General features: G+C 66.4%; 24 protein-coding genes. 12 read left to right on the forward strand and 12 right to left on the reverse strand.

Features of this window, described 5'->3' with window-relative positions; all coding sequences use genetic code 11:
* Positions 1–26: 26 nt before the first annotated feature.
* The gene (locus AC1DR1_RS00845) at positions 27–848 is read right to left on the reverse strand and encodes a fumarylacetoacetate hydrolase family protein (RefSeq protein WP_476992049.1); all 822 of its coding nucleotides are present in this window, start codon (positions 846–848) and stop codon (positions 27–29) included.
* Positions 845–2,380, reverse strand: a complete 1,536-nt coding sequence (locus AC1DR1_RS00850; protein ID WP_476992050.1) for a class I adenylate-forming enzyme family protein — start codon at positions 2,378–2,380, stop codon at positions 845–847. Before AC1DR1_RS00850 ends, AC1DR1_RS00845 begins: the two co-directional genes overlap by 4 nt.
* A 397-nt stretch (positions 2,381–2,777) precedes the next feature.
* On the opposite strand from AC1DR1_RS00850, the gene AC1DR1_RS00855 reads away from it, so the two are divergent.
* Complete coding sequence (locus AC1DR1_RS00855; protein ID WP_229994440.1) at positions 2,778–4,130, forward strand: MFS transporter; 1,353 nt, start codon at positions 2,778–2,780, stop codon at positions 4,128–4,130.
* Between the two features lie 199 nt (positions 4,131–4,329).
* On the opposite strand, the gene AC1DR1_RS00860 is transcribed toward AC1DR1_RS00855, so the two are convergent.
* Positions 4,330–5,001: a TetR/AcrR family transcriptional regulator gene (locus AC1DR1_RS00860; protein ID WP_476992051.1), complete on the reverse strand. Its 672-nt coding sequence runs from the start codon at positions 4,999–5,001 to the stop codon at positions 4,330–4,332.
* A gap of 117 nt (positions 5,002–5,118) precedes the next feature.
* On the opposite strand from AC1DR1_RS00860, the gene AC1DR1_RS00865 reads away from it, so the two are divergent.
* Genes AC1DR1_RS00865 through AC1DR1_RS00875 form a run of 3 tightly spaced genes read left to right on the forward strand, consistent with a single transcriptional unit; the run spans position 5,119 to position 8,085 of the window.
* Positions 5,119–6,228 (forward strand): alkene reductase, encoded by a 1,110-nt coding sequence (locus AC1DR1_RS00865; RefSeq protein ID WP_229994438.1) that lies wholly within the window; start codon positions 5,119–5,121, stop codon positions 6,226–6,228.
* Positions 6,229–6,284: 56 nt separating this feature from the next.
* On the forward strand, positions 6,285–7,043 hold the full coding sequence (locus tag AC1DR1_RS00870; protein WP_476992052.1) for an SDR family NAD(P)-dependent oxidoreductase: 759 nt from the start codon (positions 6,285–6,287) through the stop codon (positions 7,041–7,043).
* Entirely contained in the window at positions 7,033–8,085 is a 1,053-nt protein-coding gene (locus tag AC1DR1_RS00875; protein ID WP_476992053.1) for an MBL fold metallo-hydrolase, read from the forward strand. The genes AC1DR1_RS00870 and AC1DR1_RS00875 overlap by 11 nt, the downstream gene beginning before the upstream one ends.
* 23 nt (positions 8,086–8,108) lie before the next feature.
* Here AC1DR1_RS00875 and AC1DR1_RS00880 read toward each other — a convergent pair whose 3' ends face one another.
* Genes AC1DR1_RS00880 through AC1DR1_RS00900 form a run of 5 tightly spaced genes read right to left on the reverse strand, consistent with a single transcriptional unit; the run spans position 8,109 to position 12,161 of the window.
* The gene (locus AC1DR1_RS00880; protein WP_476992054.1) at positions 8,109–8,648 is read right to left on the reverse strand and encodes a nuclear transport factor 2 family protein; all 540 of its coding nucleotides are present in this window, start codon (positions 8,646–8,648) and stop codon (positions 8,109–8,111) included.
* Entirely contained in the window at positions 8,645–9,568 is a 924-nt protein-coding gene (locus AC1DR1_RS00885; protein WP_476992055.1) for a DMT family transporter, read from the reverse strand. Before AC1DR1_RS00885 ends, AC1DR1_RS00880 begins: the two co-directional genes overlap by 4 nt.
* Before the next feature lie 13 nt (positions 9,569–9,581).
* Positions 9,582–10,238 carry an EthD domain-containing protein gene (locus tag AC1DR1_RS00890; protein ID WP_476992056.1) on the reverse strand — a complete coding sequence of 219 codons (657 nt, stop codon included), beginning with the start codon at positions 10,236–10,238 and terminating at the stop codon, positions 9,582–9,584.
* Between the two features lie 3 nt (positions 10,239–10,241).
* Positions 10,242–10,565, reverse strand: coding sequence for an EthD family reductase (locus AC1DR1_RS00895; protein ID WP_476992057.1), 324 nt, complete (start codon positions 10,563–10,565; stop codon positions 10,242–10,244).
* A gap of 12 nt (positions 10,566–10,577) precedes the next feature.
* A complete protein-coding gene (locus AC1DR1_RS00900; protein ID WP_229994424.1) occupies positions 10,578–12,161 on the reverse strand; it encodes an acyl-CoA carboxylase subunit beta in 1,584 nt (527 codons plus the stop codon).
* A gap of 132 nt (positions 12,162–12,293) precedes the next feature.
* Here AC1DR1_RS00900 and AC1DR1_RS00905 point away from each other — a divergent pair, with 132 nt between their 5' ends.
* Together AC1DR1_RS00905 and AC1DR1_RS00910 are read left to right on the forward strand one after the other, a co-directional pair.
* Positions 12,294–12,788, forward strand: coding sequence for a MaoC/PaaZ C-terminal domain-containing protein (locus AC1DR1_RS00905; RefSeq protein ID WP_229994423.1), 495 nt, complete (start codon positions 12,294–12,296; stop codon positions 12,786–12,788).
* 3 nt (positions 12,789–12,791) lie between these two features.
* Entirely contained in the window at positions 12,792–13,988 is a 1,197-nt protein-coding gene (locus tag AC1DR1_RS00910; RefSeq protein ID WP_476966265.1) for an acyl-CoA dehydrogenase family protein, read from the forward strand.
* A gap of 114 nt (positions 13,989–14,102) precedes the next feature.
* Here the strand turns inward: AC1DR1_RS00910 and AC1DR1_RS00915 are convergent, their stop codons facing one another.
* Positions 14,103–14,552: a cupin domain-containing protein gene (locus AC1DR1_RS00915; protein ID WP_476966266.1), complete on the reverse strand. Its 450-nt coding sequence runs from the start codon at positions 14,550–14,552 to the stop codon at positions 14,103–14,105.
* Between the two features lie 223 nt (positions 14,553–14,775).
* On the opposite strand from AC1DR1_RS00915, the gene AC1DR1_RS00920 reads away from it, so the two are divergent.
* The 4 genes from AC1DR1_RS00920 (at position 14,776) to AC1DR1_RS00935 (ending at position 18,251) form a co-directional block, all read left to right on the forward strand.
* On the forward strand, positions 14,776–15,294 hold the full coding sequence (locus AC1DR1_RS00920; protein ID WP_229994419.1) for a hotdog fold thioesterase: 519 nt from the start codon (positions 14,776–14,778) through the stop codon (positions 15,292–15,294).
* Between the two features lie 16 nt (positions 15,295–15,310).
* Entirely contained in the window at positions 15,311–16,639 is a 1,329-nt protein-coding gene (paaK, locus tag AC1DR1_RS00925) for a phenylacetate--CoA ligase PaaK (RefSeq protein ID WP_476992058.1), read from the forward strand.
* A 31-nt stretch (positions 16,640–16,670) separates the two neighbouring features.
* Positions 16,671–17,276, forward strand: coding sequence for a TetR/AcrR family transcriptional regulator (locus AC1DR1_RS00930; protein ID WP_229994417.1), 606 nt, complete (start codon positions 16,671–16,673; stop codon positions 17,274–17,276).
* A gap of 69 nt (positions 17,277–17,345) precedes the next feature.
* The gene (locus tag AC1DR1_RS00935; protein WP_476992059.1) at positions 17,346–18,251 is read left to right on the forward strand and encodes a DUF427 domain-containing protein; all 906 of its coding nucleotides are present in this window, start codon (positions 17,346–17,348) and stop codon (positions 18,249–18,251) included.
* Positions 18,252–18,348: 97 nt separating this feature from the next.
* Here the strand turns inward: AC1DR1_RS00935 and AC1DR1_RS00940 are convergent, their stop codons facing one another.
* Together AC1DR1_RS00940 and paaZ are read right to left on the reverse strand one after the other, a co-directional pair.
* A complete protein-coding gene (locus AC1DR1_RS00940; RefSeq protein WP_476992060.1) occupies positions 18,349–18,756 on the reverse strand; it encodes a VOC family protein in 408 nt (135 codons plus the stop codon).
* Between the two features lie 143 nt (positions 18,757–18,899).
* Positions 18,900–21,002 carry a phenylacetic acid degradation bifunctional protein PaaZ gene (paaZ, locus tag AC1DR1_RS00945; RefSeq protein WP_229994413.1) on the reverse strand — a complete coding sequence of 701 codons (2,103 nt, stop codon included), beginning with the start codon at positions 21,000–21,002 and terminating at the stop codon, positions 18,900–18,902.
* A 161-nt stretch (positions 21,003–21,163) separates the two neighbouring features.
* Between paaZ and AC1DR1_RS00950 the strand changes: the two genes are divergently transcribed.
* Positions 21,164–21,580, forward strand: a complete 417-nt coding sequence (locus tag AC1DR1_RS00950; RefSeq protein ID WP_229994412.1) for a PaaI family thioesterase — start codon at positions 21,164–21,166, stop codon at positions 21,578–21,580.
* Positions 21,581–21,903: 323 nt separating this feature from the next.
* The gene (locus tag AC1DR1_RS00955) at positions 21,904–23,112 is read left to right on the forward strand and encodes a globin domain-containing protein (RefSeq protein WP_476992061.1); all 1,209 of its coding nucleotides are present in this window, start codon (positions 21,904–21,906) and stop codon (positions 23,110–23,112) included.
* A gap of 113 nt (positions 23,113–23,225) precedes the next feature.
* Here the strand turns inward: AC1DR1_RS00955 and AC1DR1_RS00960 are convergent, their stop codons facing one another.
* Complete coding sequence (locus AC1DR1_RS00960; RefSeq protein WP_476992062.1) at positions 23,226–26,033, reverse strand: S1 family peptidase; 2,808 nt, start codon at positions 26,031–26,033, stop codon at positions 23,226–23,228.
* Positions 26,034–26,041: the final 8 nt, after the last annotated feature.

Genomic DNA, 26,041 nt, shown 5'->3' on the forward strand with positions numbered 1-26,041 from the left:
TTGTCCTTAGAGCTAGGGCGCCGAAATCAGCGCAGGATGCAGGCGTTGCGGCACTCGCCGATGCCGTCGATCGAGGTGGTGACGACGCTGCCGTCGGTGAGGAATTCCTTGGGAGTGCGGCCGTCGCCTACGCCTCCCGGCGTGCCGGTGAGAATCACATCGCCCGGATGGAGCGTGGTGATCGCGGAAATGTAGCGGACCAGGTCAACGGGGCTGAACACCAGGTCGCCGGTGTGCGCCTTTTGTTTGGCGACACCATCCACCGAGCAGGAAATCTCCAGGTCCGGCGCGTGTCCTACGTCATCGGCCGTCAGCAGGAACGGACCCAGCGGGGTAGTGGCGTCGAAGGTCTTGCCCTGCAGCCACTCGGGCGTCCGGCGCTGGAAGTCGCGGGCTGAGATGTCGTTTGCCACCGTGAAACCCGCGATCGCCGCCGCGGCTTCCTCTGCCGAAGCCCGCGAGACCCTGTTTCCGATAACGACGGCGAGCTCGGCCTCCCAGTCCACGGATTCGGAACCCGGCGGCAGGACGATGGGATCGTTGGCGCCGATCAGGGCGTCCGAGAATTTGGCGAAGAGGGTGGGGTGCTGCGGCAGTTCCCGGCCCATCTCAAGGATGTGCTCGCGGTAGTTGAGCCCAACGCACACAATCTTTCCGGGGGCGGTGACCAGCGGCGCGAAGTCGGCCCCGTCAATCGCAAGGCGTGTGCCGCCGACGTACTGGTCCACTGCCGGCGATCCGGCACGGAGCCATTCGCCGACGTCTGCAAACGGCAAGAGCGCCAGGGCACCGTCCACCTCCACGGCGGCTGCGGTGCCGCCTTCGATCCGTACGGTTGCGAGTTTCATGCGCCCCATCCCAGGTTCGATTTCAGCTGAGCCTTCACGAGCTTTCCGGCCGCGGACCGCGGCAGCTGGTCGGCACCCAGGAAGACGATCTTTTTTGGAATCTTGTAGCCTGCCAGGTGCCCGCGGAGGAAGGTGGATAGTTCTTCGCCGTTCGCCTGCAGTCCGCTGCGGAGCACGACCACGGCCCGCACCTCCTCGTCCCAGCGCGGGTCCGGGACACCAACAACAGCTGCTTCCAGGACGGCCGGGTGCAGGTACAGCGCCTGCTCGATCTCGGCGGAATAGACATTCTCACCACCGGTCTTGATCATTTCCTTCAGCCGGTCCCGGAAGAAGTAATACCCTCGCTCGTCCTGCACGGCCAGGTCTCCGGTGTGGAGCCAGCCGCCGCGGAAGGCCTCGGCGGTAGCTTCGGGCCGGCCATAGTAGCCGGTCATCAGGGACGGGCCCTTGACGCAGATCTCGCCGAGCTCACCCGGGGGAACCGGCTCGCCGAACGGATCCTGGAGCTGCGCCTCGGCCAGCAGGTACTCTGTGCCGATCGAACCGTCGACGGCGGGATCCAGCATGTCTTCCGGCTTGAGCCGGGTGACCATGGGCCCCGCCTCGGTGAGGCCATAGCGGAAGTACAGTTCGGCGTCGGGCAGCAGGTCAGTGAAAAGCTGCTTGTCCGGCATCCGTAGCAGGCCGGCGCCCGTATGGACCGCCTTGAGATGGGTCTTGATGGCCGGGTCCGCAAAGACGCCGTTTTCCATCAGCCGGCGCATCATGTTCGGGATGAGGAATGTGTTGGTGACCCGTTCCCGCCCCACCAGGTCCACGATCAATTCGTCGTGGAACTTCTCAGCTATCACGCTGGTGGCACCGGCGATGAAGTGCGGCACCAGCCAGCACAGCAGTGCCGCCGAGTGGAAGAACGGTGTGATGATCAGGCCGCGTTCCTCGCGGCGGCTGCCCATCCTGCAGTCGTACATTTCGTTGAATGCGTTGGCGGCTGCTGCCCTTTGGGACATGACCACGCCCTTGGGCGTACCAGTGCTTCCGCCCGTGTAGATGATGCAGAGCGGGCTGTCCAGTGTGGTGACATCCTCCAACGGACCGGATCCGGTGCGCAGGGCGTCGACCTCGGCACCCTGGCGGACCAGCCGCGGCAGCTCCTGCTCGGTTCGGCCCAGTATTTCCAGGGCCTCTTCCGCGTTGGGAATGAGCCGTTCCTCCACCAGGATGATCTTCGCGCCGGTCTCATTGATGCCGGCCGCGAGCTCCGCCGGCGCCCAACGCCAGTTGTAAGCAACGTATGTGCCGCCGGCGGCCGCGACCCCAAAGAAGACTTCGGCATTAAAGGTCGAGTTTCCGGCCAGCACCCCCACGGTGTTACCCACGCCGACGCCGGCGTCCCGCAGGCCCCTCCCCAGGCCCCATGCGCTCTCGGCGAGCTCGGCGAAGGTCAGCCGGCGGGCGCCGTCGACGATGGCTTCGCGCGTCGGGTAGCGCCGGTGGTTGAGTTTGATCCACTCACCAATCGTTCGCATGATTGCTCCTCGGTGTGGCTGGTGCGGGTCCGACAGGCCGGACTCCGCAGTGCTTATTCTTCAACGAACAAGCGTTCGTTCGAAAGTTTAGTATGAGTTGGCTCCCTCCGCAAGAGGGATCCGAGTCCACAGTCGAGGGCGCTGACGGATCGGCGGGCAGGTGCGGAGAGGCACCCCCGGGGGCCCTTGCGCGAGATCCACATCACACCCTACACTTCGTACGAACGCTTGTTCATGTACGAACGCTTGTTCTTCTCCATCGAACCCCCGGGTATATTGCCCCTAGGGTCCGAGCCCTCCCTGACGAAGAGGATGCGGAGTGTGGTTGCGGTTCGCTGCACACGACGGAGACCGGCGAACGCCACTGACTTTCCACCTATCCAAGGAGTGAGTTCCAATGTCGGAATTGACAAATCCTGTTCAGCCCCCGCCGCTCTTGGTGCTCGAAGCACCGACGTTCGATCCGAAGACAGCAAGGACCGCCGTGGCGAGCGGCACGTTCGGCACCGCACTGGAATGGTTCGACTTCGCTGTGTACGGCACCCTGTCGGCAACCCTCTTCCCCCAGCTCTTCTTCCCCAGCTTTGATGCGAACTCGGCGATCCTCGCGTCGTTTGCCACCTTCGGGGCCGGCATGGTGGCGCGCCCCCTCGGCGGAATCGTCTTCGGCGCCTTGGGCGACAAGATCGGCCGACGCAACGTCCTGATGTTCACCCTTATCCTCATGGGCGTGTCCTCGGTGCTGATTGGCCTGCTGCCCACCTACGCCGTGGCGGGAATTGTTGCCCCGACGCTCCTGGTGGTGCTTCGCTTCCTCCAGGGCTTCGCCCTCGGCGGCGAGGCCACCGGCGTTCAAGTGCTCGTCGTCGAGCACGCGCCCACTAACCATCGAGGYCTGTTCGGCGGGATCCTGGCCACCGGCTCTCCGCTGGCGCAGACCTTCGCCTCGATCACCCTCACCGGGCTGGCGATGTTCCTTTCCAAGGACGCTTTTGCCGCGTGGGGCTGGAGGATCCCCTTCCTGATGGGTGTGCTGTTGCTCGTGGTGGGCGTATTCATCCGCCAGCGGGTCGAAGAAACTCCGGCTTTCAAGGAGAACCAGAGGAAAGCTGCCGAGTCCGCGGTTCCCCAGGAGCGTGCCCTGGCCGTGATCGCGAAGAAGCCGGGAACCGTCATCAAGCTGGTGCTGTCCTGGGCTGCGTCCGCGGGGCTGTTCTGGATCAGCGTCACCTACGCTGTGAACTACCTGACCAAGGAACTCGGTTACGAAAACTCGATCACCTTCGGCCTGCTGCTCGTGGCCAACCTGATCTCCATCCCGGCCGCTATTTTCGGCGGCAAGCTCAGCGACCGCATCGGCCGCAAGAAGACCTTCCTCCTCGGCCTGTCCTTGCAGGGTGTAGCTGCCGGCACCATGTTCCCCATCATGAACTCCATGAACTACCCCGCAAGCGTCGCGATCATCGCCCTGGCCCTGTGCGGCATCCAGGTCACTGCCGGTACCCAGGCGGCGTTCTTCTCGGAGTCGCTCCCGACAAGCATGCGCTACACCGGCTCAGCCCTCGGCATGACCCTCGCCGGCCTGATCTTCGGCGCCCCCATCCCGTTCATTGCGGCCTGGATCTTCCAGAACACCGAGAACGGAACGGCCGCCCTGACGGCCATCGCCCTCAGCCTGGTGATCATCTCCGTCATTGCCACCCTGACGCTGCCGGAGCGGTTCAAGCAATCGCTGCAGGAGGAGCACTGACCACACTCGCCTGACGTCGCCGGCCTGACCGCACTGGCGGTCCGGCCAGTGACGCGGCAGCCAGCCTTAAGACCGGAACGCCCGGCCGGATATTCCAGCCGGGCGTTCCGGTTCTTGGCGGATTCCGACACTCTTGGGCGGTGTCCGAAAACGGCCGTTGGCGGTGTCCGAAAACGGCGCGAGGCGCTGCCTTGGCTACCTATGTGGCTGAGCTGTCCAGGACCACCCGACCGACGCGTTCGTCAGCGTCCGCGACCTTCAGCTCCCGCAGCGCCAGGCGCGTGTAGATCCGGACAATCTCCTCGAGCGAGAACCGGCCGCCGTGCTTGAACCAGCCTGCGATATGGGTGGCCTGGGCAACGAAGCTGTACACGTGGATTTTGGCGTCGATGACGTCCGCGAGTCCATCCTGCCCCGCGGCGGACACCAGGACCTCCAGGAACGCTTCGTAGTCGGCGCGCTTCTTGATGACCACATCACGTGCACCTTGGGGCAGCGAGCGCAGCTCCGCGTTGCCAATGAAGACTTCCTGGGCACGCTCCGCGTGGAACGTGATGTGCTCAGCCAGGGCAGCCTGGAGGAGATCGACACTGTCCCCTCCGTCCGCGTCAGCGACAGCTTGCCGGACGCGCTCGAGCAGGTCATCGATGATGCCCCCCATGATTTGCAGCAGGAGGTCTTCCTTGCTGTCGATGTGGTTGTAGAGGCTGCCGACCTTGAGCCCCGCGGACGAGGCCACCTGCCGCAGCGTGGTTGCATCGTAACCACGCTCGAAAAAGAGCTTGGCTGCGCCTTCCCGGATGGTCTGGGCAGTGTTTCGTTCCGCTCGGACGGTCATCTTGACCTCCCCCTCAGTGATCGTGTCGGTCATATCTCCGCTAATCCTAACAAGCGTCCGCTTTTAGGGGCGGGGATATTGACATGGCTCCCAACATCCGCAAAACTCACTTTAGTCGTACGAACGCTCGTAAGCCAGTAGGAGACATCCGTGGAACCCCAGAGCACCCTGTTTGACAGCTTCTCCCTCGGAGGCCAGCCGCTACGAAACCGCATTGTGCTGCCACCGCTGACCCGCAGCCGCGCCGATGATGACGGCGTGCCTACGCCACTCATGGAGGAGTACTACGGGCAACGTGCCGGTGCGGGCCTGGTGATCAGCGAGGGTGCCGTCATCACGCCCCAGGCTTCGGCCTACGCCCGGGTTCCCGGGCTCTACTCCCCGGACCAGGTGACGGCCTGGCGGCCGGTAGTGGAGGCCGCAAAGCGGGAGGGCGCCGTGGTCTACGCCCAGCTATGGCACGTGGGAAGGCAGTCCCATTCCAGTGTCCAGCCGGACGGCCTGCCCCCCAAGGCGCCTTCACCCGTTGCCATCACCGGTTACCAGTACCGCAGTGCGGCCGGCAGGATCCCTTACGAGACGCCCCGCGAACTGTCGGCGGCGGAGATCGCCGGGATTATCCAAGCTTACGGAGCGGCGGCCCGGAACGCGGTCCGGGCCGGATTCGACGGCGTGGAGCTGCACGCCGCCAACGGCTACCTGATCGATCAATTCCTCAACGACGGGTCCAACCGCCGGACCGACCACTACGGCGGCTCCCTCGAAAACCGTATGCGGTTCTTGCGCGAGGTAGTCACTGAGGTGGCCCGCCACCTTCCCATGGAACGCATCGGCGTCCGCCTCTCACCGTCGTCGGAATGGATGGACGCCAACGACTCGGACAAGCGCACCCTGTATTCCTCGGTGGTGCGCCTTGTCAGTGACTTGGGAATCGCCTACCTCCACTTGGTGGAACCCGAGATCGCAGGGTCCACCACCGTGGAACGGCCGGCCGCGTCCGTCCCCACGGCCGAACTCGCTGCCTTGTTCGACGGCGTCGTCATCGTCACGGGTGGACATGACCAGGCTTCCGCCGAACAACTCCTCGCTGACGGAACGGCGGACCTGGTGGGCTTCGGCCGGCTCTTCATCGCTAACCCCGACCTCCCGGACCGCTTCCTGACCCAGGCGCCACTCGAACCCCTGCGCCCCACGGGCATCTACGGTGGTGGCCCCGAGGGCTACACCGACTATCCGTCGCTGGCAACAAGCAGCACCTGACGCGGGGGCCCAACGCCGGGCGCTCCGACTCGAACTCCTGAAGGAGACACAGCATCATGAGCAGCATTTCCCTCAATGTCCTGGTGACCGGAGCGGGCGGCGGCATGTGCCGCGGCATCAATGCCCGCCTCTCCGGGTCCGGCCACACCATCGTCTGCGTGGACCTCGACGCCGGGAGCAGCGAGGCGGCCGCCCGGGCCATCCGCGACTCCGGCGGGAAGGCCGTAGCGTTTGCCGCCGACGTGGCGGACGAGGCCGCCGTCGGCAGGCTGCTGGCCGAGGTGACCGCCAAGGTGGGGCCCGTGCAGGCGCTGGTCAACGCGGCCGGCATCCTCGACCGGAAGTACCTCGCGGACAGCACCGCGGAGTCCTTCCGGCGTGCCTTGGACGTGAACCTGGTGGGTCCGTTCAACCTGATCAAGGCGTTTTCCCCCGGAATGATCGAGGCCGGCTGGGGGCGGATCGTCAACATCGCTTCGATCGCCGGCGTCACGGGCTACCCGTACCCGAGCTACGCCGCCTCAAAAGCCGGACTGGCCAACTTCACGCGCTCCCTCCTTGAGGACTTCTGGGGTACCGGAATCACTATCAACTCGATCTGCCCCGGCGTTGTGGACACCCCCATGGTCATCCAGGAGGTCCGTGACCAGGTACGCCGGCGCGTCCCCACCCAGACCATCGTTGACCCCGCCGAAATCGGCGCCATGATCGCGTACCTGCTGACGGACGACGCCCGCAACATCAACGGCGCGGACCTCCTGATCGACGGCGGTGCCACCAGACTCTTTTCGCTTTTCAATAACCATGCAGACTAAGACGATGCAGACCAACGGCATCACCATCACCGGGACCGCCCAGAAGGAGGCCTGGCAACGCCGCGTCCTCCCGCCGGTGGAGGTAGTGGCGCCCGGCGTCCACAGCGTTCCGGTTGCCTTTCCCGGAAATCCGATGCGCTACACGCTCAGCTACGTGCTGCTCGATGGCGACGAGTGCGTGGTGGTGGATCCCGGCTTTGACAGCGACGAGGGACACGGCCAGCTGATGGCTGCCCTGGGCCGTCTGGACGTGGGGCCGCGTGAAATCAGCGGGATCGTGGCCACGCATTTCCACACCGACCACCTCGGGATGGCGGCGCGCCTTGCGCGGGGCTCCGGCGCGTGGATCGCTTTGGGGCAACAGGAACGGCGGCACATCTCCGCGTTCGATGACGCCCATGCGGAATCGGAACGGGACCGCGAGCGCATGCGGACCTGGGGCGTCCCCGAGGGGCGGGTGGCCGAAGCCGCCATGAGCCCTCAGGGACTCCACGACATGCGGCGCCTCGCCGACCCCGACCGGCGGCTGGGCGATGCGGACACTCTGGCCGCGGCCGGACGTAACTGGCGCATCATGGAAACACCGGGCCACACCCCGGGGCACATCTGCCTGTGGGATGACGACGGCGAACTGGTGTTGTCCGGCGACCATGTCCTCCCCCGCATCTCCCCCAACGTGTCCCTGGAGATCCGCGGCGACACCGATCCGCTGCGGCACAATATTGAGTCGCTGCAGCGGATCGCGGGCAACGACCACTACGAGGCCTGCCCTGCACACGAATACCGGTTCCGTGGCGTGGGCCACCGCGCAAGGGTCCTCGAAAAGCACATTGCGGAGCGTTCACGGGAAGTCCTGGACGTGCTAGGCAAGGGCGCGCCCACGGTGCACGAGGTGGCCCGGCAGCTCACATGGTCCCGGGGCTGGGAGTCGCTTAGCGCGCTGCAGTTCAGGCTGGCCTTGAGCGAGACGGCCGCCCACATCCGGTATCTGGCAACCTCCGGCGTCCACGCGGGGGTGCCGGGGCTGACCCCGGTGGTTTAAGGCGGCCGTTCAGGTGCCTGGGGTCAGGTTCGGGGCATCCAGTCAGGGTCCGGTGCGCCGAACTCCTGGCCGGGGAGCTGCAGGGGTTCACCCACCAGGAGGTCAACTCTGGTCCGCACCAGCCGCATGGCAGCAATCCGCCATTGCCCGTCGAGCCGCCGGTATTCCTCCTCGTACAAGCCGTATCCCCGGATTCCGTAGAGTCCGGGGATGCTGGCGCCCCGGTAAGGCCTGCTGTCGCGGGCCCAGACCAAGTAGTCATGCATCGACCAGATCCCGCGGATGCCGCCGTCGCCCGTGACGGCCAGGCGGGGCATAAAACCCTGATGCACCGACTCGACGCCCTCGAGGAAGCCTGACACGCCGCCGATGAACCCGTCGGCGTCGTCCGCGGCGAAGGGAAATCCACGGAACCTCGCATCGGCGTGGAAGAGGGCGCGGAGGCTCGACCACCGCTTGGCATCAACGTGACGGAAATAGTCGGACTTCAGATTCCTGATGTCCTCAAAGCTCCTGGGGTCCCCGCAATCGTGGGGCGTGCTTGTGCCGCGGGGCGTGTTCACGTTGCTTCCTCCAACTCCCCGTCTGGGGCTTTCTCCGGCGCTTTCGGCCTTGACTGGGCCAGGACGATCCCGCCGATAACCACCCCAGCGCCGACCACCTGGTTCCAGCTGACTTCCTCCCGGAGCACCACCGCGCCGAGCGCCACCCCTACGAGCGGGGTGATGTAGGCGACGGTCGACGCCGCCGTGGCGCCCCACTCGGCGATGATGCGGAAGTTCCAGACATATGCCAGGCCGGTGCTGACGACACCCAGCAGCAGCATGCCGACCACCACCGGGGCCGTCAGCGAGATTTCCCCGGCTGCAATGAGCGGAGCCAGGACCAGCATCATCAGCGACGCCGCGACCATTTGGACCGCCGGGATCCCTATGGGGTCCGCCGCGTAGGGCGAAACGTACTTCTTGGTATAGGAAAAGACGACGCCAAAGCACAGCACGGCCGCGAGGCAAGCCATCTGCCCCCACAAATCGACGGCGTCCGCGGCGTAGAACCGCCACGGCGAGAGCACCACGAGGATTCCGGCGGCTCCGGCCACGATGCCGACGGTCTTCCGCGGCGTGACTTTCTCCTGCCGCAGGGCCAGCGCGGTGACAGCCGCGGTGGCCAGCGGCGTGGCGGAATTCAGGACGCTGGAGAGTCCGCTGGGAATGCGCTCGGCCGCCCACGCGAACAGCAGGAACGGCAGGACGCAGCCGACGCCGGCGGTCACCGCCAGGTGCGACCACAGCTTGCGCTGCCGCGGCCACGGCCGCCGCATCACGAGCTGAAGCAGGGTCAGCGCCAGTGCGCCGAGGACCAGCCGTCCGAGGACCACCTGGCCCGGGGAAAGCCCCTGCACCGCCAGTTTCATCAGCAGGAAGCTGGAGCCCCACGCAGCGCCGAGCAGGACGAAGCGGACCACACCGCCGACTGGCGTCATCGCAGGACCCCCATCAGATAATGACGAGTTCCTCGGCGACGCGGGTATACAATCCGGTCAGGATACCCTGGACCCCGTCCACGTGGGCCGGCAGCATGCTGGCGGCGGCACGTGCGGCCGCCTCGTCGGCGAAGCCGAAGGAGATGGCAACCTCCGGAATATGTTCCTCCCGGCGCAGCGCCGCGCGGACCAACAGATCCGCCCCGGGAACGAGCACGTTCACGGCCCGGCCGAGGGCGCCGTCGAATGTTGCAGACAGCGGCCCCGCCCAGCGGTCAACCGCGTCAAAGTCGTTGTCAGTTCCATCGCGCCAGCGTGCCAGCACCCAAAGCTTGAACGGCCACGGGGCGTGGGGCGCGCCGGCGGTCACCGGTCCCCCCGTGAGGCCACTGAGGAATTCCTGCTCATCGACCATCAGGCGGTCCGCCACCGCGGAGTCGAAGCCGGCGTGTACGACGTCGTCGGCGGCGAACCACAGTTCAACGATGCCGTCCACACGGTACAGCCCCGCCCCGAGCCCCGGCGCGGATTCCAGCAGATGGTTCTGCCGGTAGTCCGTCACACCGGGCAGGGCACGGGCAATCTCGGCGTGCGTCGTGGACCAGTGCGTGCGAAAGTCCTTCCGGGCCAGGCCGTCCCGCTTCTCCAGGTAGGTGATGCGTTTGGGCACGGGTCAGTCCTCCACGGCCAGCGGCACGTCGACTTCTTCGGCCAAGAACCATTGGACACTGTCCAAAAAGTGGTGCTCGTGGTCGAACAGCTCCTTGCCTTCAGGGCCTGCGTAGGCGGCCTTGACGTCGGCCACCGAGCAGAACCAAAGTTCTGCCATGCCGCTGTATGGCCAGGGCTTCCGGTGCTCGATTGCAGGGTTCTGCCGGTACCGGGTGATGCCTGGGAGCTTGCGCACATAGGCCGGGTGCTCCACGTTCCAGAAGTGCAGGAACTCGTCCCGGGTCAGCTCCGGCTTGGCTTTGATAACGGCCACTACCTTGATCATGTGCCGCGCGCCTTAGGCCGGGGTGACGGCCTGGCGCCGCTCCACGGGGACCATCTTGCGCTTGGAGTACAGGCCCAGCCGCCTGGTCAGATCGGCGCGCAGCTCGTTGGCGGGGACAACAGCTTCTACAGCGTTCGCGTTGGCGATCTTGAAGACGTCGATGCCTTCTGCGTACTCGGCTTGCTTAGCCAAGATGAACGCCTTGCGCTCTGCCGGATCCTCAATCTCGTGGATCTGGTTGTAGTAGATGCCGTTGACTGCGGCATCCGGACCCATCAGGGCGGGACGGGCCGTGGGCAGCGCGATGACAGCGTCCGGGTTCATGGGGGCACCGGACATAGCAAGGTAGCCGCCGCCGTAGGCCTTGCGGACCAGGACCGTGATCCTCGGAACCCGGCACTCAGAGACGGCGAAGATCATCTTGGCTCCATGCCGGATGATGCCCTGGCGCTCCACGGCAGATCCGATCATGTAGCCCGCGATGTCCACCAGGAAGACGATGGGGATGTTGTAGGCATTACAGATCCAGATAAAGCGGGCAGCCTTGTCCGAGGAGTCGGGGAAGATGGAGCCGCCCATGTGCCTGGGCTGGTTGCCCACCAGCCCCACCGGCCGGCCGTTGATGCGGGCGAAGCCGGTCAGCATCTCGGGAGCGAACAACTCCTTGTACGGGAACCAGGATCCTTCGTCCACGAGGGATTCCACGAATTCCTCCATGTCGAAGACCTCGGCCTCGCGCAGCGGAACGATTTCCTGCAGGGTGCGTCCGGGGCGCGGCTCGATTGCGGGGGCCAGCGGCGCGGGGGTTTCCCAGTTTGCGGGCAGGAAGGACAGCCAGACGCGGATTGCGTTGAGGGCTTCCTCGTCGCTTTCCACCAGGACGTCGCCCAGGCCGGAGACCGTGCAGTGCATCTCGGCGCCGCCCATTTCCTCCAGCGTCACCTTCTCGCCGGTGACCATTTCCGCCAGGCGGGGTGATCCCAGGTAGGCGGTTGCGTGCCCGCGGACCATGATGGTCATGTCGCAGAGCGCCGGAACGTAGGCCGAACCCGCAGGCGACGGGCCGAAAAGGGCACAAACCTGGGGAACACGACCGGAAATCTGGACCTGGTTGTAGAAGATGTTGCCCCAGGCGTGGCGGCCGGCGAAGCTCTCGAACTGTTCGTCGATGCGGGCACCGGCGGAGTCGAAGAGGTAAACGATGGGGATGCCGGCGGCATCCGCGTTCTTCTGCGCCTGGGTGATCTTTTCGAACGTGCGGTTGCCCCAGGTGCCGGCCTTGACGGAGTAATCGTTAGCGATGACGCACACTTCGCGCCCGTCAACGCGGCCGAACGCGATGACGACGGCGTCACCGGGCAGGCCTTCCTCATAGCGGGCGAGGAGCCCGTCCTCGATGTAGTTTTCGTCGTCGAACAGGATTGCCAGGCGTTCCCGAACGAGGAGCTTTCCTGATTCGGTGATCTTCTTGCGGTTCTTCTCTGAGCCACCGAGGCGGGCCGAAGCGAGCTTCTCGGTCAGTTGTTCGTGCACGGTTGCTGCCGGGACTTCGATGTCCGACACCGGCGCGGGGGCGACGATCGTAGCTTCACTCATGTTGGGCCTCCAGGAATTCGAGTTGCTGTCCTTTATTAGTATACGAACAAGCGTTCGCTAGTCTAGTCTTATTCCAGGTGGACTTACGATTCCCCTAGGCTCCGACCTCATTCACCCGAACAGGAGAGAGACATGCACAGCATCGATCCCCAACTGGCCGGCACCACCCTGCCGCAACCCAAAGGCCGCCCTGACCACTACTGGGAAGATCTGGTGGCAGGCGACGTGGTCCGCACGGCAGGTATGACCATCACGGATGCACATCTGGTCCAGTGGGCGGGCCTCACCGGCGACCTCGTCTCCCTGCACCTGGATGAAACCTATGCGGCAACGACGCCGTTCGGACAGCGCATCGCCCACGGGCCGCTGACCATGTCCCTGGGCCTGGGCCTGATGACCCAAACGGGGTATTTCAGCAACGTGGTCGCATGGCTGGGCCTGGATGAGGTCCGTGCCCTCGCCCCGGTGTTCATCGGGGACACCATCCATGTTGAGGCCACGGTAGCCATGGCGCGCGAGACCAAAAAGCCGGACCAGGGCATCTGGAAAATCGATTACTCCGTACTGAAACAGGACGGTTCCACCGTCATGACGTTCAGCAGCAGCTTCATCATGAAAAGGAAGTAGGCCATGACAATCCAGGACAATTTCCGCCCGGCACCGCCGGCCGAAATCTCCGAGCCCGACGAATTCGCAGCGCTGCGGACACGTGTGCGCGCCATGCTCGCCGAGCACGTCACGCCGGAGCGGCTCAACAAGTTCGACGAAGCCGAAGAATACGACGTCGAGCTATACCGCGAGATTGGCGCCGCCGGTCTGATCAAGCTCGACGGCGAGCTCCACGGCCGTGGACCCAAACACCAGGCGCAGGCGGTGGTTCTTGAGGAACTCGGCGCCGGCCCCACATCGGTGGCCGTGAGCATGGTGGTCCAGTACATGGGCGTCCAGCTCCTTCACACCTACGGCAATCGCCGGCAGCAGGAAGAGTTCCTGGCTCCGCTGCATGCCGGCAAAGCCAAGATGTCCTTCGGACTGAGCGAGCCCGACGGCGGAACTGACGTTGCCCGGGCCATGAAGACCAACGCCACCCGCTTGGAGGACGGTAGCTACTCCATCTCCGGACAGAAGAAATGGATCGGCGGTGCGATGGACGCGGACTACCTGATCCTCCTGGCCCGGACCAGCGAAACCACCCGCTCCGCCATTGACGGCATCACCATGTTCCTGCTCCCCCGCTCCACGCCCGGGATCAGGACCGAAACCATCGACACCATGGGCATCCGCGGCCTCGCGCAGTGCGACGTCTACCTCGACGACGTGCGGGTCCCGGCAGCGAACGTCTTGGGTGAACTGGACAGGGGATTCCGCCAGGTTCTGGATACGCTCAACGGCGAACGGCTCAATGGGGCCGCGGTGGCTTTGGGGATCGCCCGCGGAGCCATGGAAACCGCCGTCGGATGGGCACGTCAGCGGCACGCTTTTGGCCGCCCCGTGGGCTCCTTCCAGGGGCTCCAGCACAATCTGGTGGATGCCAGCGTGAAAATTGAATCCGCCAGGCTCCTCCTGCGCCAGGCGGCAGAAGCGTCCGACGGCGGCGAGGGAACCAATGAGACCTGGTCCGCCATGGCGAAGCTCGCAGCGTCCGACGCGGCAACCACCACCACCGATGTTGGCATGCGGGTCATGGCCGGCTGGGGCTTCTTCCGCGGCCTGCCCATGCAGCGTTACTTCCGCGATGCCCGGCTGTACACGTTCGCGCCGCTTACTGACGAGATGACGCGCAACTACATCGGCGAGAAGCACTTGGGACTTCCCCGGTCCTTCTGACCGGCACCTAGCCACGACATGGGGCGGCTACCTGCTCGGTAGCCGCCCTATATTTGGACCAACGACAACAAAAGGGCGACTACCTTTCGGTAGCCGCCCTTTTGTTGGGGGAAATCAGGACCGGTAGTCGATTTCAAGGTCCACGACGTCCTGGTCGCGCAGGTTAACGACGATGTTGTCCGGCGTGCGGGTGGTCATCCAGACCAGTTCCTCGGTCATGCTGGCGTTGCCTTCGATGTGCGGCATAAACGGCGGCACGAAGACGAAGTCACCCTCTTCCAGGTAGACGATCTGGCCGTAGCCCTCGCCGTAGCGGATAAAGCCACGGCCCTTGAGCACATAGCCTCCCGTGTTGGCCTCCCCGTGGTGATGGGCATCCGAGATCTCCCCGGGACCGGTGAAGACCTTGCCGAACCAGAGTCGCTCAACGGGACTGCTTTCCTTGCTGACGCCGGAGATGCGGCGGGCATTCAGCGTCTGTCCCGGCGCGGCGGCCAGTTCGTCTGCCCGGTTCACACGGAACAGGTCCACGTTGCGGTTGATGTCAAAGGCCACTTCAGTCATGGCAAATCCCTTCCAAGGTTCTTGAGTTGCCGCCGGTTTCGTCATTGCAGCCGGGGCCCGAATTCAGTATGTGTCCTTCACACCAGCGAGTCAAGACGTACGCTTGTTCGTTTATGCATCTCGGTCCCAGCAGTAGCACCAACGACTAYCGGCTCTTGACAGCGTGGCCCAAAATGGGATTACCTAATGAACATTCGGTAAATAAAGCTGGAGGCAACGACGCATGGCTGAACTGACGGTTTCCGGGGGCACCCACCCCATCCTGAAAGACGACTACGCCTCGGAATGGATGGGCATCGAAGTCCTCGCGCTGGACGACGGGCATGCCACGATCCGCATGACGCTCCGGCAGGAAATGCTCAACGGCTTCGGCATGGCCCACGGCGGAATGATCTTCGCCTTCGGCGACACGGCTTTCGCGCTGGCCTGCAACCCGGCCAATCCGCTCCCGGGCGAGGACTCCAACATCACCGTTGCTGCCGGCGTCGACATCAACTTCCTGAAACCCGCCTTCCGCGGACAAGTGCTGACCGCCGTCGCGAACCGCCGCGCCAGCACAGGACGCAGCGGGCTGTACGACATCCAGATCTACGCCGCCGATCCTGGCGCGGGCATCCCGACGGCGGCACCGGCCGGCGCGGCCCCCGCAGCAACCCTTCCGGGCCAGCTCCCCACCGATATCCTCCCGGGCGAACTCATCGCCGAGTTCCGCGGCCGCAGCCGCACCATCTCCAAGAAATAGAAACAGGGAACCACTGATGACCCAAGAAACTGCCGCCGCCACAACTGACGCTGTCCTGGACCGCGAGGAGACCATCTCCCGCGACGAGCTCGAGGCGCTCCAGCTCAGCCGCCTGCAGCACACGGTGGCCTACGCCTACGACCGCGTCCCCCTGTACAAGCGCAAGTTCGACGAGGCCGGCGTCCACCCGACGGACCTGCGTGAACTCTCCGACCTCGGCAAGTTCCCCTTCACCACCAAGGAGGACCTCCGCCTCGAGTACCCCTTCGGCATGTTCGCCGTGCCGCAGCACGAGGTCGCCCGGATCCACGCCAGCTCCGGCACCACGGGCCGCGCCACCGTGGTGGGCTACACCAAGAAGGACCTCGCCGACTGGGCCAAGCTGGTGGCCCGCTCGCTGCGCGCCTCCGGCGTCCGGCCGGGCATGAAAGTGCACAACGCCTACGGCTACGGCCTGTTCACCGGCGGCATGGGCGCCCACGCCGGCGCCGAGGCCCTCGGCTGCACCGTCATCCCGATCTCCGGCGGCCAGACCGAGCGCCAGATCACGCTCATCCAGGACTTCAAGCCCGACGCCATCCTGGCCACCCCCACGTACCTGCTGACCATTGCCGACGCCATGATCAAGCAGGGCATCGACCCGGCCTCAACGTCACTGAAGTACGCGGTCCTGGGTGCCGAGCCGTGGACCGAGGAAATGCGGCACGAGCTCGAAACCACCATGAACCTCAAGGCCTGCGACATCTACGGCCTCTCCGAGGTCATGGGCCCGGGCGTCGCCGGCGAAGCCGTGGAAACGCAGGACGGCAGCCACATCTGGGAGGACCACTTCCGGCCAGAGATCATTGACGCCTTCGACCCCACGGTGGTGCTGGGCGACGGCGAGCCGGGCGAGCTCGTCTTCACCTCGCTCACCAAGGAAGCGCTGCCGATCATCCGGTACCGCACCAAGGACCTCACCAGGCTGCTGCCGGGCACCGCGCGCCCGGCGCACCGCCGCATGGGCCGCATCACCGGCCGCAGCGACGACATGATCATCCTGCGCGGCGTGAACCTGTTCCCGTCACAGATCGAGGAGATCGCCCTGCGCATCCCCGAGCTCAGCCCGCACTTCCAGCTGGAGCTCACCCGGCCCGAGGGCCATCGGATGGACCAGATGACCGTCAAGATCGAGCGCCGCGACGCCGTCACGGCCGAGGGCGCGGCGGCGGCCGCCAAGGTCCTGCAGCAGCAGATCAAGATCCATGTGGGCTCCTCCTGCACGGTCGACGTCGTCGAGCCCGGCTCGCTGGAGCGGTCCAACGGCAAGCTGCGGCGGATCTACGACATGCGCCCCAAGGCCTGAGTGAGCACCCGATCGTGAGAAACTAGCCACTATGCCCAGCACAGCAATCACAACGAAGCGCGGCCGTCCCGGCTATGACCAGCAGTCCGTGCTGGTGATCGCCGTCGACGTCTTCAACCGCCACGGCTACGACGCCACCTCGATGGGCATCCTTGCCGAGAACCTGGGCATCTCCAAGTCCGCGATCTACCATCACGTGCCGTCCAAGGGCGACCTGCTCAAGCTCGCCCTGGATCACGCCCTGGGCGGGCTTGAGGCGATCCTGGACCAGCCCGGGGCCACCTCCGGCTCGGCCGATGCCCGGCTGGAGTTCGTGGTCCGCCAGACCATCTCGGTCCTGGTGGAGCGGCTGCCCTTCGTGACGCTGCTGCTGCGCCTGCGCGGGAACACGGAGATCGAGCGGGACGCGCTGGAACGGCGGCGCACCTTCGACCACAAGGTCGCCGCGCTGATTTCCGAGGCCCGGGATGAGGGCTCGTTGCGCCAGGACATCGATCCCCGCACCGTGACCCGCCTGCTGTTCGGCACCATCAACTCCATTGTCGAGTGGTACAAACCCGGCGGTTCGCTGTCGCCCGAAAAGCTGGCCGACGACGTCATCACCATGGCGTTCCACGGCCTCCACGTCCCGCGCTGACCGTCCGCCGGCGGTCATGTGGCCAGGACAGTCGTTGACGGCAGGATAACGGACGCCCACCCTGCAGTCATGGCCACGAAGTTATCTGAAGTCCTCTTCAGCGCATTCCCCGATTTGCGATACCAGCCCACCGAGAAAAGAGTCCGTGCCATGGTGGGCGGGATGGCCGTCGTCGACACTCTTCACGCGCTCCTGGTGTGGGAGCCCAAACGTGTCACCCCCGTCTACGCCGTTTCCGACGTTGACCTCCGGGCTGAACTCGCGCCGCCGGGTCAGCAGGCGGGCGACGTGACGGAACACGGCTTCAGGATGGGTCTGGAGGGGCCGCAGGCACTGGATCCGCGCACGTCGTTCGGCAGGCACACAGCGGCCGGCGAGGAGCTCGACGTCGTGACCTCCCACGGGAGGCTGCCCCGCGCTGCCTTCCGGCCAGCGGACCCCGACCTGGCCGGATATGTGGTGCTGGACTTCAACGCTTTCGACTGGCTGGAGGACGACGAGGAAATCATCGGCCATCCCCGCGACCCGTTCCACCGTGTGGACATCCGGGCGTCCTCGCTCACCGTTGAGGTAGGTCTCGACGGCGTGACGTTGGCCGCGACGAACGGCGCGCAGCTGCTTTACGAAACGATGCTGCCGGTGCGCTACTACATCCCGCCGTCGGATGTGCGGCTGGACCTGATGGAGGAAAGCCCCAAGCGGACCGTCTGCCCCTACAAGGGCCAGGCGAGCTACTGGAGCTACCCGGATTCCGCGCAGGGCCGGAACATCGCGTGGAGCTATGACCGGCGGTACCGCGACGCCGCCCAGATCCACGGCCTCATCAGTTTCTTCAATGAGCGCGTCGACGTGAGCGTCGACGGCGTGCTCCAGACCCGCCCCGTGTCGCCGTGGTCCCGCCCGGACAGATCGGACGGTCCGGGGGGAGGTCCGGACAGATCGGACGGTCCGGGGGCAGGTCCGGGGGCACGCTGACGGCCGTGCGCACGAGAAAGGCGCCCCGCTGAGCCGGAGCGCCGTGCATCTGTCCACCCTGAACTTGTCCCCCCGAATTCCAGGGCTGGACCGGATCTCAGAGCTGGTAATCAGCTGCCGTGGTGATGTTCTCGTGCACGCAGAGAATATTGTGCTCGGAGTCCATGAACCAGGCGCACTTCTCTGAATCCGTTGTACAAATGTGGTTCTCGGTCTTGAGATCCGGGAGATCGTAGTCCTGGAACAGGACGCCCTTGGCTTCCATATCCTTGACTGTGCGTTCGATCTCGCTGACTTCAAAACTCAGGGTGGTGTGCTCTGAGTGCTTTCCATCCTTCACAGGCATCAGCTGCAGCATCGGGCCGCCTTCTGAGCCGAACATTTCGCTTCCGTCGTCTGCCACGCCACGGTGCGGGAGCCCCAAAGTGTCCTCGTAGAAATGCCGGGCACGCGCTGCATCATCGACTGGCAGGACTGTTGTGGCTTTGTTCAGTACTAGTGTCATTTCGCCACCTCCTACGAGCAAGATTTTACGCCGGAGCGGGGTGGAAAGAGCCCCCTCCCCGGTTGCCMTATCACTTGTGGCGGCCATTTCGACCTTTTGGCAGCCACAAGCGATAGGGCAACGGGAGGGAGCGTCGGGTGAGGCTACTTCTCGACGAGGGTCAGGACGTCGTAGGTCGCCACGATTTCGTCGTTCTGGTTGGTCAGGACGGCGTCCCAGGCCACCTCGCCGTACTCGTCGGTCTCGCGCGGGGTGATCTTCTTGGCCGTCAGGGTCACCCGGATGGAGTCCCCCGCGGCCACCGGGGTGATGAACCGCAGGTTCTCCAGGCCGTAGTTGGCAAGGACCGGGCCCGGTGCGGGCTCCACGAACAGGCCGGCGGCCCAGCTGAGCAGGAGGTAGCCGTGCGCCACGATGCCCGGGAAGAACGGGTTGGCGGCGGCGGCTTCCTGGTTGGTGTGGGCGTAGAACGTGTCGCCGGTGGAGTTCGCGAACTTGGTGATCTCCTCCAGCGAGACCTCACGCAGCTCGGAGCGGATGGCGTCGCCGATGTGCAGCGTGGCCAGGGATTTCCGGAACGGGTGCTGGCCTTCGGTCTCGAGCGTGAAGTTGCGGTCCGCGCCGGTGTGCCAGACGCCGGTGACGGCGGTGAGCATGTTGGGCGAGCCCTGGATCGCGGTGCGCTGCATGTGGTGCATCACCGAGCGGATGCCGCCGAGCTCTTCGCCGCCGCCGGCGCGGCCGGGCCCGCCGTGGACCAGGTGCGGGACCGGGGAGCCGTGGCCGGTGGAGCTGCGGGCGTCCTCGCGGTTGAGCATGAGCACGCGGCCGTGGTGGGCCGCGATACCGGTGACCAGCTGCTGCGCCACGGCGGGGTCGTTCGTGCAGACCGAGGCGACCAGCGAGCCGCCGCCGCGGGCGGCGAGGCGGACGGCGTCGGCCAGGTCCGTGTAGCCGATCACCGAGGACACCGGGCCGAAGGCCTCGAGCGAGTGGACCTCGTCGGCCTCAGGGTTGGCCCAGCTCAGCAGGACAGGGGACATGAAGGCACCGCCGTCGACGACGCCGATGCTGCCGTCCGCGCTGGTGACCTTCGGTGCATCGAGCGTGCCGTAGGCAAGCTCCCCGCCGGCGTCGAGCATGGACTGGACGGCGGCGCGCACGTCGGCGAGCTGCTCGAGGGAGGCCAGGGCGCCCATGGTGACGCCCTCGGCCCGGGGGTCACCGAGCACGACGCGTTCGCGGATGCGTTCCCCCACGGCGGCGGTGACGTCGGCGACGAGTTCCTGCGGCACGATCGCGCGGCGGATCGAGGTGCATTTCTGGCCGGCCTTGACCGTCATCTCGGTGACGAGGGACTTGATGAAGGCATCAAATTCCGGCGTGCCCTTGACGGCGTCCGGGCCCAGGATCGCGGCGTTGAGGGAATCGGTTTCGGAAGTGAAGCGGACCCCGCCCTTGACCACGTTGGGGTGGGACTTGAGCGTGTTGGCGGTCGAGGCGGAGCCGGTGAAGGCCACGAGGTCGCGGTAGTCCAGGTGGTCCAGCAGGGTGCGGACGGAGCCGGAAATCAGCTGCAGCGAGCCCGTGGGCAGGATGCCGGATTCGTCGATCGCCTTGACCACGGCGGCGGCCACGTACCCGGTGGGGGTGGCCGGCTTGACGATGGTGGGCACGCCGGCGAGGAAGGCCGGGGCCAGCTTCTCGAGCATGCCCCACACGGGGAAGTTGAAGGCATTGATCTGCACGGCGACGCCGGGAATGCGGGTGTAGATGTGTTCACCGGCGAACGAGCCGTCGCGGGACAGCACCTCCATGGGGCCATCGACCACCACCTGGGAGTTGGGCAGTTCGCGGCGGCCCTTGGACCCGAAAGTGAACAGGACGCCGATCCCGCCGTCGATGTCGACCATTGAGTCGATTTTGGTGGCGCCGGTCTGCGCCGAGAGCGCGTAGAACTCCTCGCGGCGGCCGTTGAGGTACTGCGCCAGCTCCTTGAGCTTGAGCGCGCGCTGGTGGAAGGTCAGCGTGCCCAGTTCCGCCTGGCCGGTGGTGCGGCCGTAGTCCACGACGGCGGCGAGGTCGAGCCCCTCGGTGCTCACTTTGGCCAGAAGTTCGCCGGTGCTGGCGTCCAGGACCGGCGCTGCGCCGGCGGCGGAGGCGGCGTCGGGAGTCCACCAGGAACCCCGGATGAAGCTGGGAACGATCTCGACAGTGTCTACTGTGGGTGCGGCTGTGGTGGTCATCGTTGACGGGTCCTTCCAACGGGGGAGCAAGATCAACACGGCCGGAACATTACTGACCGTCCGTTCGGTAATATGATCTAGAGTACATGAATGAGGCCTACCGCACACTAGCAGCGGTGGCACCGACCGGGCCGCGGCCGGCCGGCAACAAAGGAGACGCTATGACGCCCGAGACCGGCAGCACCGAGATGTGGAAGATCACCCTCGGGGAACTCGACGAGAAGATGGGCGTGAAGATCGTCGAGGAGTCCGTGGACCGCGTGGTGGCGACCATGCCGGTGGAGGGCAACCGGCAGTCGTTCGGGCTCCTGCACGGCGGCGCCTCCCTGGCCGTGGGCGAGGCCGTGGGCTCCTGGGCCGCCGTCATCCACGCCAGCACCCTGGGCAAGACGGCGGTGGGCGTCGACGTCTCGGCCACGCACCATAAATCGGCCCGCGAGGGGCTGATCACGATCACGGCAACCCCGATCCATCTGGGCGGCACCCTGACCACGCACGAGGTGCTGATCACGAACGAGGCCGGCCAGCGGCTCTGCACGCTGCGGATCACCAATCTGCTGCTGGCCCGCAAGGCCTGACTCCCGAGTTCGCGGCCCGCGCCTGGGGCCCGACGCCTCGGGGTCGCCGCCTCGGGGTCGCCGGAGACCTGCGGGGTGGCCGTAGCCGTACGGCGCCCCCGCAGCTTTCCGGCGAGCCGGGGCATGGAACGGGACCTGGGCGTGGGCCTGGACGGGGGCGGGGGCGGGAAACTGGGCCCGGGCGTGAACGCCGCCTACACCGGTCGCCCCCGTCGGTGTAGGGCCGATCGACCCGGAAGGCCCGTTGCCCCGGCTGTTAGCTTGGTAGTGCTGAGTCGCCCGCCACCGACGGGTTGCACCGGTCGCACCGGAAGGGATCCACCATGCTCTCAGACACCTCACTTCCTGTCATCCAGGCAACGCTTCCCGTAGTCGGCGAGCACATCGAGGAGATCGCCAAGCGCTTCTACAAACATATGTTCGAGGCACGGCCGGACCTCCTGGACGGCCTGTTCAACAGGGGAAACCAGGCGGACGGCCGCCAGCAGCAGGCACTCGCCGGATCCATCGCGGCATTCGCCACCATGCTCGTGGAGAAACCGGATCAGGTGCCGGACCATCTGCTCTCCCGGGTGGCCCACAAACACGTCTCGCTGGGCCTGAGCCCGGACCAGTACCAGGTTGTCCACGACCACCTCATGTGGGCGATCGTGGATGTCCTGGGGGATGCCGTCACCCCCGAGGTCGCCGCCGCCTGGGACGAGGTCTACTGGCTGCTGGCGAACCTGCTCATCAACAAGGAGCGCGGGCTGTACAACGCCGTGCACCTCTCCCCCGAAACCATCTGGCGGACATGGCGGGTGGTGCAGCGGATCCAGGAGACAGACGACGTCGTCTCGTTCGTCGTCGAACGTACCGACGAGCGCGACGTCAAGCCTTCCCTGCCGGGGCAGTACGTGACGATCAAGATGCAAATGCACGACGGCGTCCACCAGCCCAGGCAGTACAGCCTGACCAAGGCCGACGACGGCCAGCACCGGCAGTTCGCGGTGAAGCGGGTCCAAGGACTCGGGACCCCCGACGGCGAGATGTCCAATCTGCTGCACAATGAGGTCCGGGTGGGCGACGAGGTGGAGCTCTCGGCACCCTTCGGCGATGTGGTGCTGGAGTACACGGACCGGGCCCTGGTCCTGGCCAGCGCGGGGATCGGGATCACCCCGATGGCCGGAATGCTGTCGCACCTCGTCAAGTCCGGTTCCCAGCGGCAGGTGATAATGCTGCATGCCGACGACAGCGAGGCGTCCTTCCCACTTCGGGGGCAGGTCACGGAGGATCTGGCTGCATTGCCGGACGGGACGTTGAGGACGTGGTTCCTGAATCCCACTGTCGGCGGAAGTGACTCCGGATCCGAGTTCTCCGGCTTCATGGACGTCGGAGCGGTGGAACTCCCCGACGACGCCGAGTACTACCTCTGCGGTCCCCTGCCGTTCCTGAAATCGGTTCGGAGCGCCTTGATCGCTGGTGGCGTACCGGCGAAGGACATTCAATACGAGGTCTTCGGCCCGGATCTCTGGCTGGCTGACTTCCAGTAGCCGCGTCTCGCGGTTCTGCCCCCGAACTCGCGGGGTCGCCCAAAAGCTGCGGGGTCGCCGTAACCGTACGGCGACCCCGCAGCTTTGCAGCGAGCCGGGCCTGGAGTCCGCCGCTAGCGGCCCGCCCGGCGCCGGCCGAACGCCACGAAGGACACGCCGAGCAGCAGGGCCCCGGCGCCAAGACCGGCGGCGGGCAGGAGCCCGCCGGCACCCGTGCTGGCCAACTGGCCCGCATCGCCTGCCGCCGTGCCGCCCGGTGCCGCACCGCCCACAATGGCGGTGGTGTCCGACGGCGGAACGGGCGCCTGAGCCGGGTTGGCCGGCTCGGCGGGAGCTCCGGCTGGGTTGACCGGCTGCTGCGGGACTGTCGGTTGGCTGGGCGTTGCCGGCGGGCTGTTTGCCGGGGTCTCGTCCGGGGTACCCGCGGAGACAGGTGCGGCGTCGACGGTGAAGGCCACGGCGGCCGGAAGCGAAGCGACACCGTCAATGGCCTGCGTAACTGTCAGCGTGTGCGCTCCGGTAGCCAGTCCGGCGGGGAACGGGACACTCCACCGGGCGCCGCCGGCCAGGTCCTGCGGAATCCGCGGCTGCAGCGCGGCCCGCGTCCCGGCACCGCCGGAACCCCCGGCACCAGCACCGCCGGAACCGGCCTGGACTGATCCAATGGCCACACCATCCACCGCCGCGGTCACGTCGGCGCCATCAATGGCCGTGCCGGAGATGCCGGCGGGCAGGGCATCCTGGCGCAGGTGTTTGCCGTCCCGCAGGTTCGACACCGCTGGAATCGGTGGAACGACGGTGTAAGCGCGGGTCACCGACGGGCTGTCCGCCTCTCCGGGAGCCGTGAGCACCGCCGTGACCGAGACCTTCCCGAAGACCGGCTGATCGGCCACCTTGATGCTCCAGCGGCCGTCTGCGGCGACCAGTCCGGTCCCGGTAAAGTCGCCGGAGAGCCGCACCGTGCGGCCGGCTTCGCCGGTGCCCTCGATTGTTTCGATGGCGGTGAGCGCCGGGCCGTCCACCGGAGAAGTGATGGCCGGAGCCGCGAGGCGGGATACGTCGACGGACAGCGAGACTGCCCCGGAGCGGCTGAATCCGTTCACAGTTTCAGCCGAGAACTTGAACTGCCCGGCCGACGACGGCGCGGGGAACTGCCAGTTTCCCGACGCGTCGATGGGCACTTCCAACGGCTGGCCGGCCTTCTGGCCGTCCTTCTGGCCTGGTTTCTGGCTTGGTTTCTGGCCTGGTTTCTGGTCCAGGACGGTGATGCGGACCTTGGAATTCGGCGCCACCACGGAGGCCGGACCGGCGCCCACGTGCCCCGTAAGCGGCTCACCGGCTGTGACGGTTCCGTTGGCGGCCGCCGCGAGCGTTGGCTTGGCCAGGAACAGCTGCAGCTGGACACCGCCGGGAACCCGGCCCGCTGCGTCCTCGAGCGTGGTCGCGATGGCCCGCGTCTGTACGCCGCCCTCGCTTTCGGCCCCGGTGTGCATGCCGACGGCGAAGTTCCCGCTGATCCACGGTCCGCCGGAGTCCCCGGGGCGGGACTTGACCGTGCTGGAGTCGAAGCCGTTCAGCGCCCGGAGATCGTTGTCAAAGTCCGGCGGCAGGGAGTTCGGTCCGGCGATGACCCATGTGCCCACTGAGTCCACGGTCCCGCACGACCAGCCGAGGCTCCGGCCGGACCGGCACACGGGCTGGCCCTGGAACGGCGCCACGGTTCCCACGATCTTCACGGACGACGGCTCCGGATCGGCGGGGTTGTCCCACCGCGTGACGGCCGGCTGGAGGTCCACGCTGCTCCGGATACCCCGGAGGACGGCGATGTCCGTGCCGACATTGGTGCCGTCCGCAGCCACTATGGAATTGTCCGGACCGCCGAACTGGCTGAACCCGAAGGTCCCCAGGGTCCCGGCGGCCGCGCCCGAACCGGCCCCGCCGGCCGCCGGCGCCCCCGCGGGATCTTCAACCTGGGCCTGCTTCGCGGCACCGTCAGCGGCGCAGTGCCCGGCGGTCAGGACCAAGGGCTCGCCCGCGGGGCTGAAGGCCCCGAATCCGGCCGAACACAGGGTGCGGCCGTCAATGATGTACCCCTGGCCGCCAAAGAAGTCCTCTTCCGTGGCGATCCGCGATCCTTGTTCCAGTGCCACGTTGGCGTAGCGGGCCACGAAATCCGCCGCGGACATCTTCGGCTTCGTGCCCGGCGCTGTCGCTGGCTGCGCATCCCCGCCGGAGGCGGGAGCGGCGCCGGAGGCGGGAATGGACTGCGCCGTGTTGGTGCCGCCGGTGCGGATGACGAAGTGGCCGTTGGTGTAGGTGACGGCCTGCAGCCCTGCGGCCCCGACCTCGCTGACGTAGGCCTCGAACAGTTGCTGGGTGCTGGAGGCAAGGAGCTCCGCGGCCGAGGGGACAACGGCGGCGGCCGGGGCGGCAAGCACGAACGTGGCCGTGCCGGACTGGTTCAGCTCGGCCACGCGGGCCCGGAGCTCGGGGCCGCTGCCTTCAACCGCGATCTTGCCGCCGGCGAGGCTGATCCCCACATAGCCGGGGAGGGCCCGCAGGGAGGGAGCGGCGTCGGCGGCCCGCCGGGCCAGCGCACCGGCGGCATCAAACTCCGCAAGGGTCATGCCAAGGTCCCGCTGCACGGCTTCGGCGAGGCCGGCGTCGCTGATGCGCGTCGCGGCGGCGGCCGTGGCTGTCGCGCCAGCCGCCGCCGTCGTATCAACCGGCGCTGCCGGGCCGGCGGTTGCCGACGGCGGGGCTGTCGGCGCGTCCGACGGCGAGACTGTCGGCGACGCTGTCGGTGCGGGTTCCGTCCCTCCTGTTACGGCGAGGGCAGGAACGGCGTAGAACGATCCCGCAAGCGCGATGGCGGCAGCCGCCACCGCCCGCACTGTCAGCTGGTACGTCGGAGTCTTCACCCGGTTAC

It is taken from the genome of Arthrobacter sp. P4_F10 (assembly GCF_056401435.1).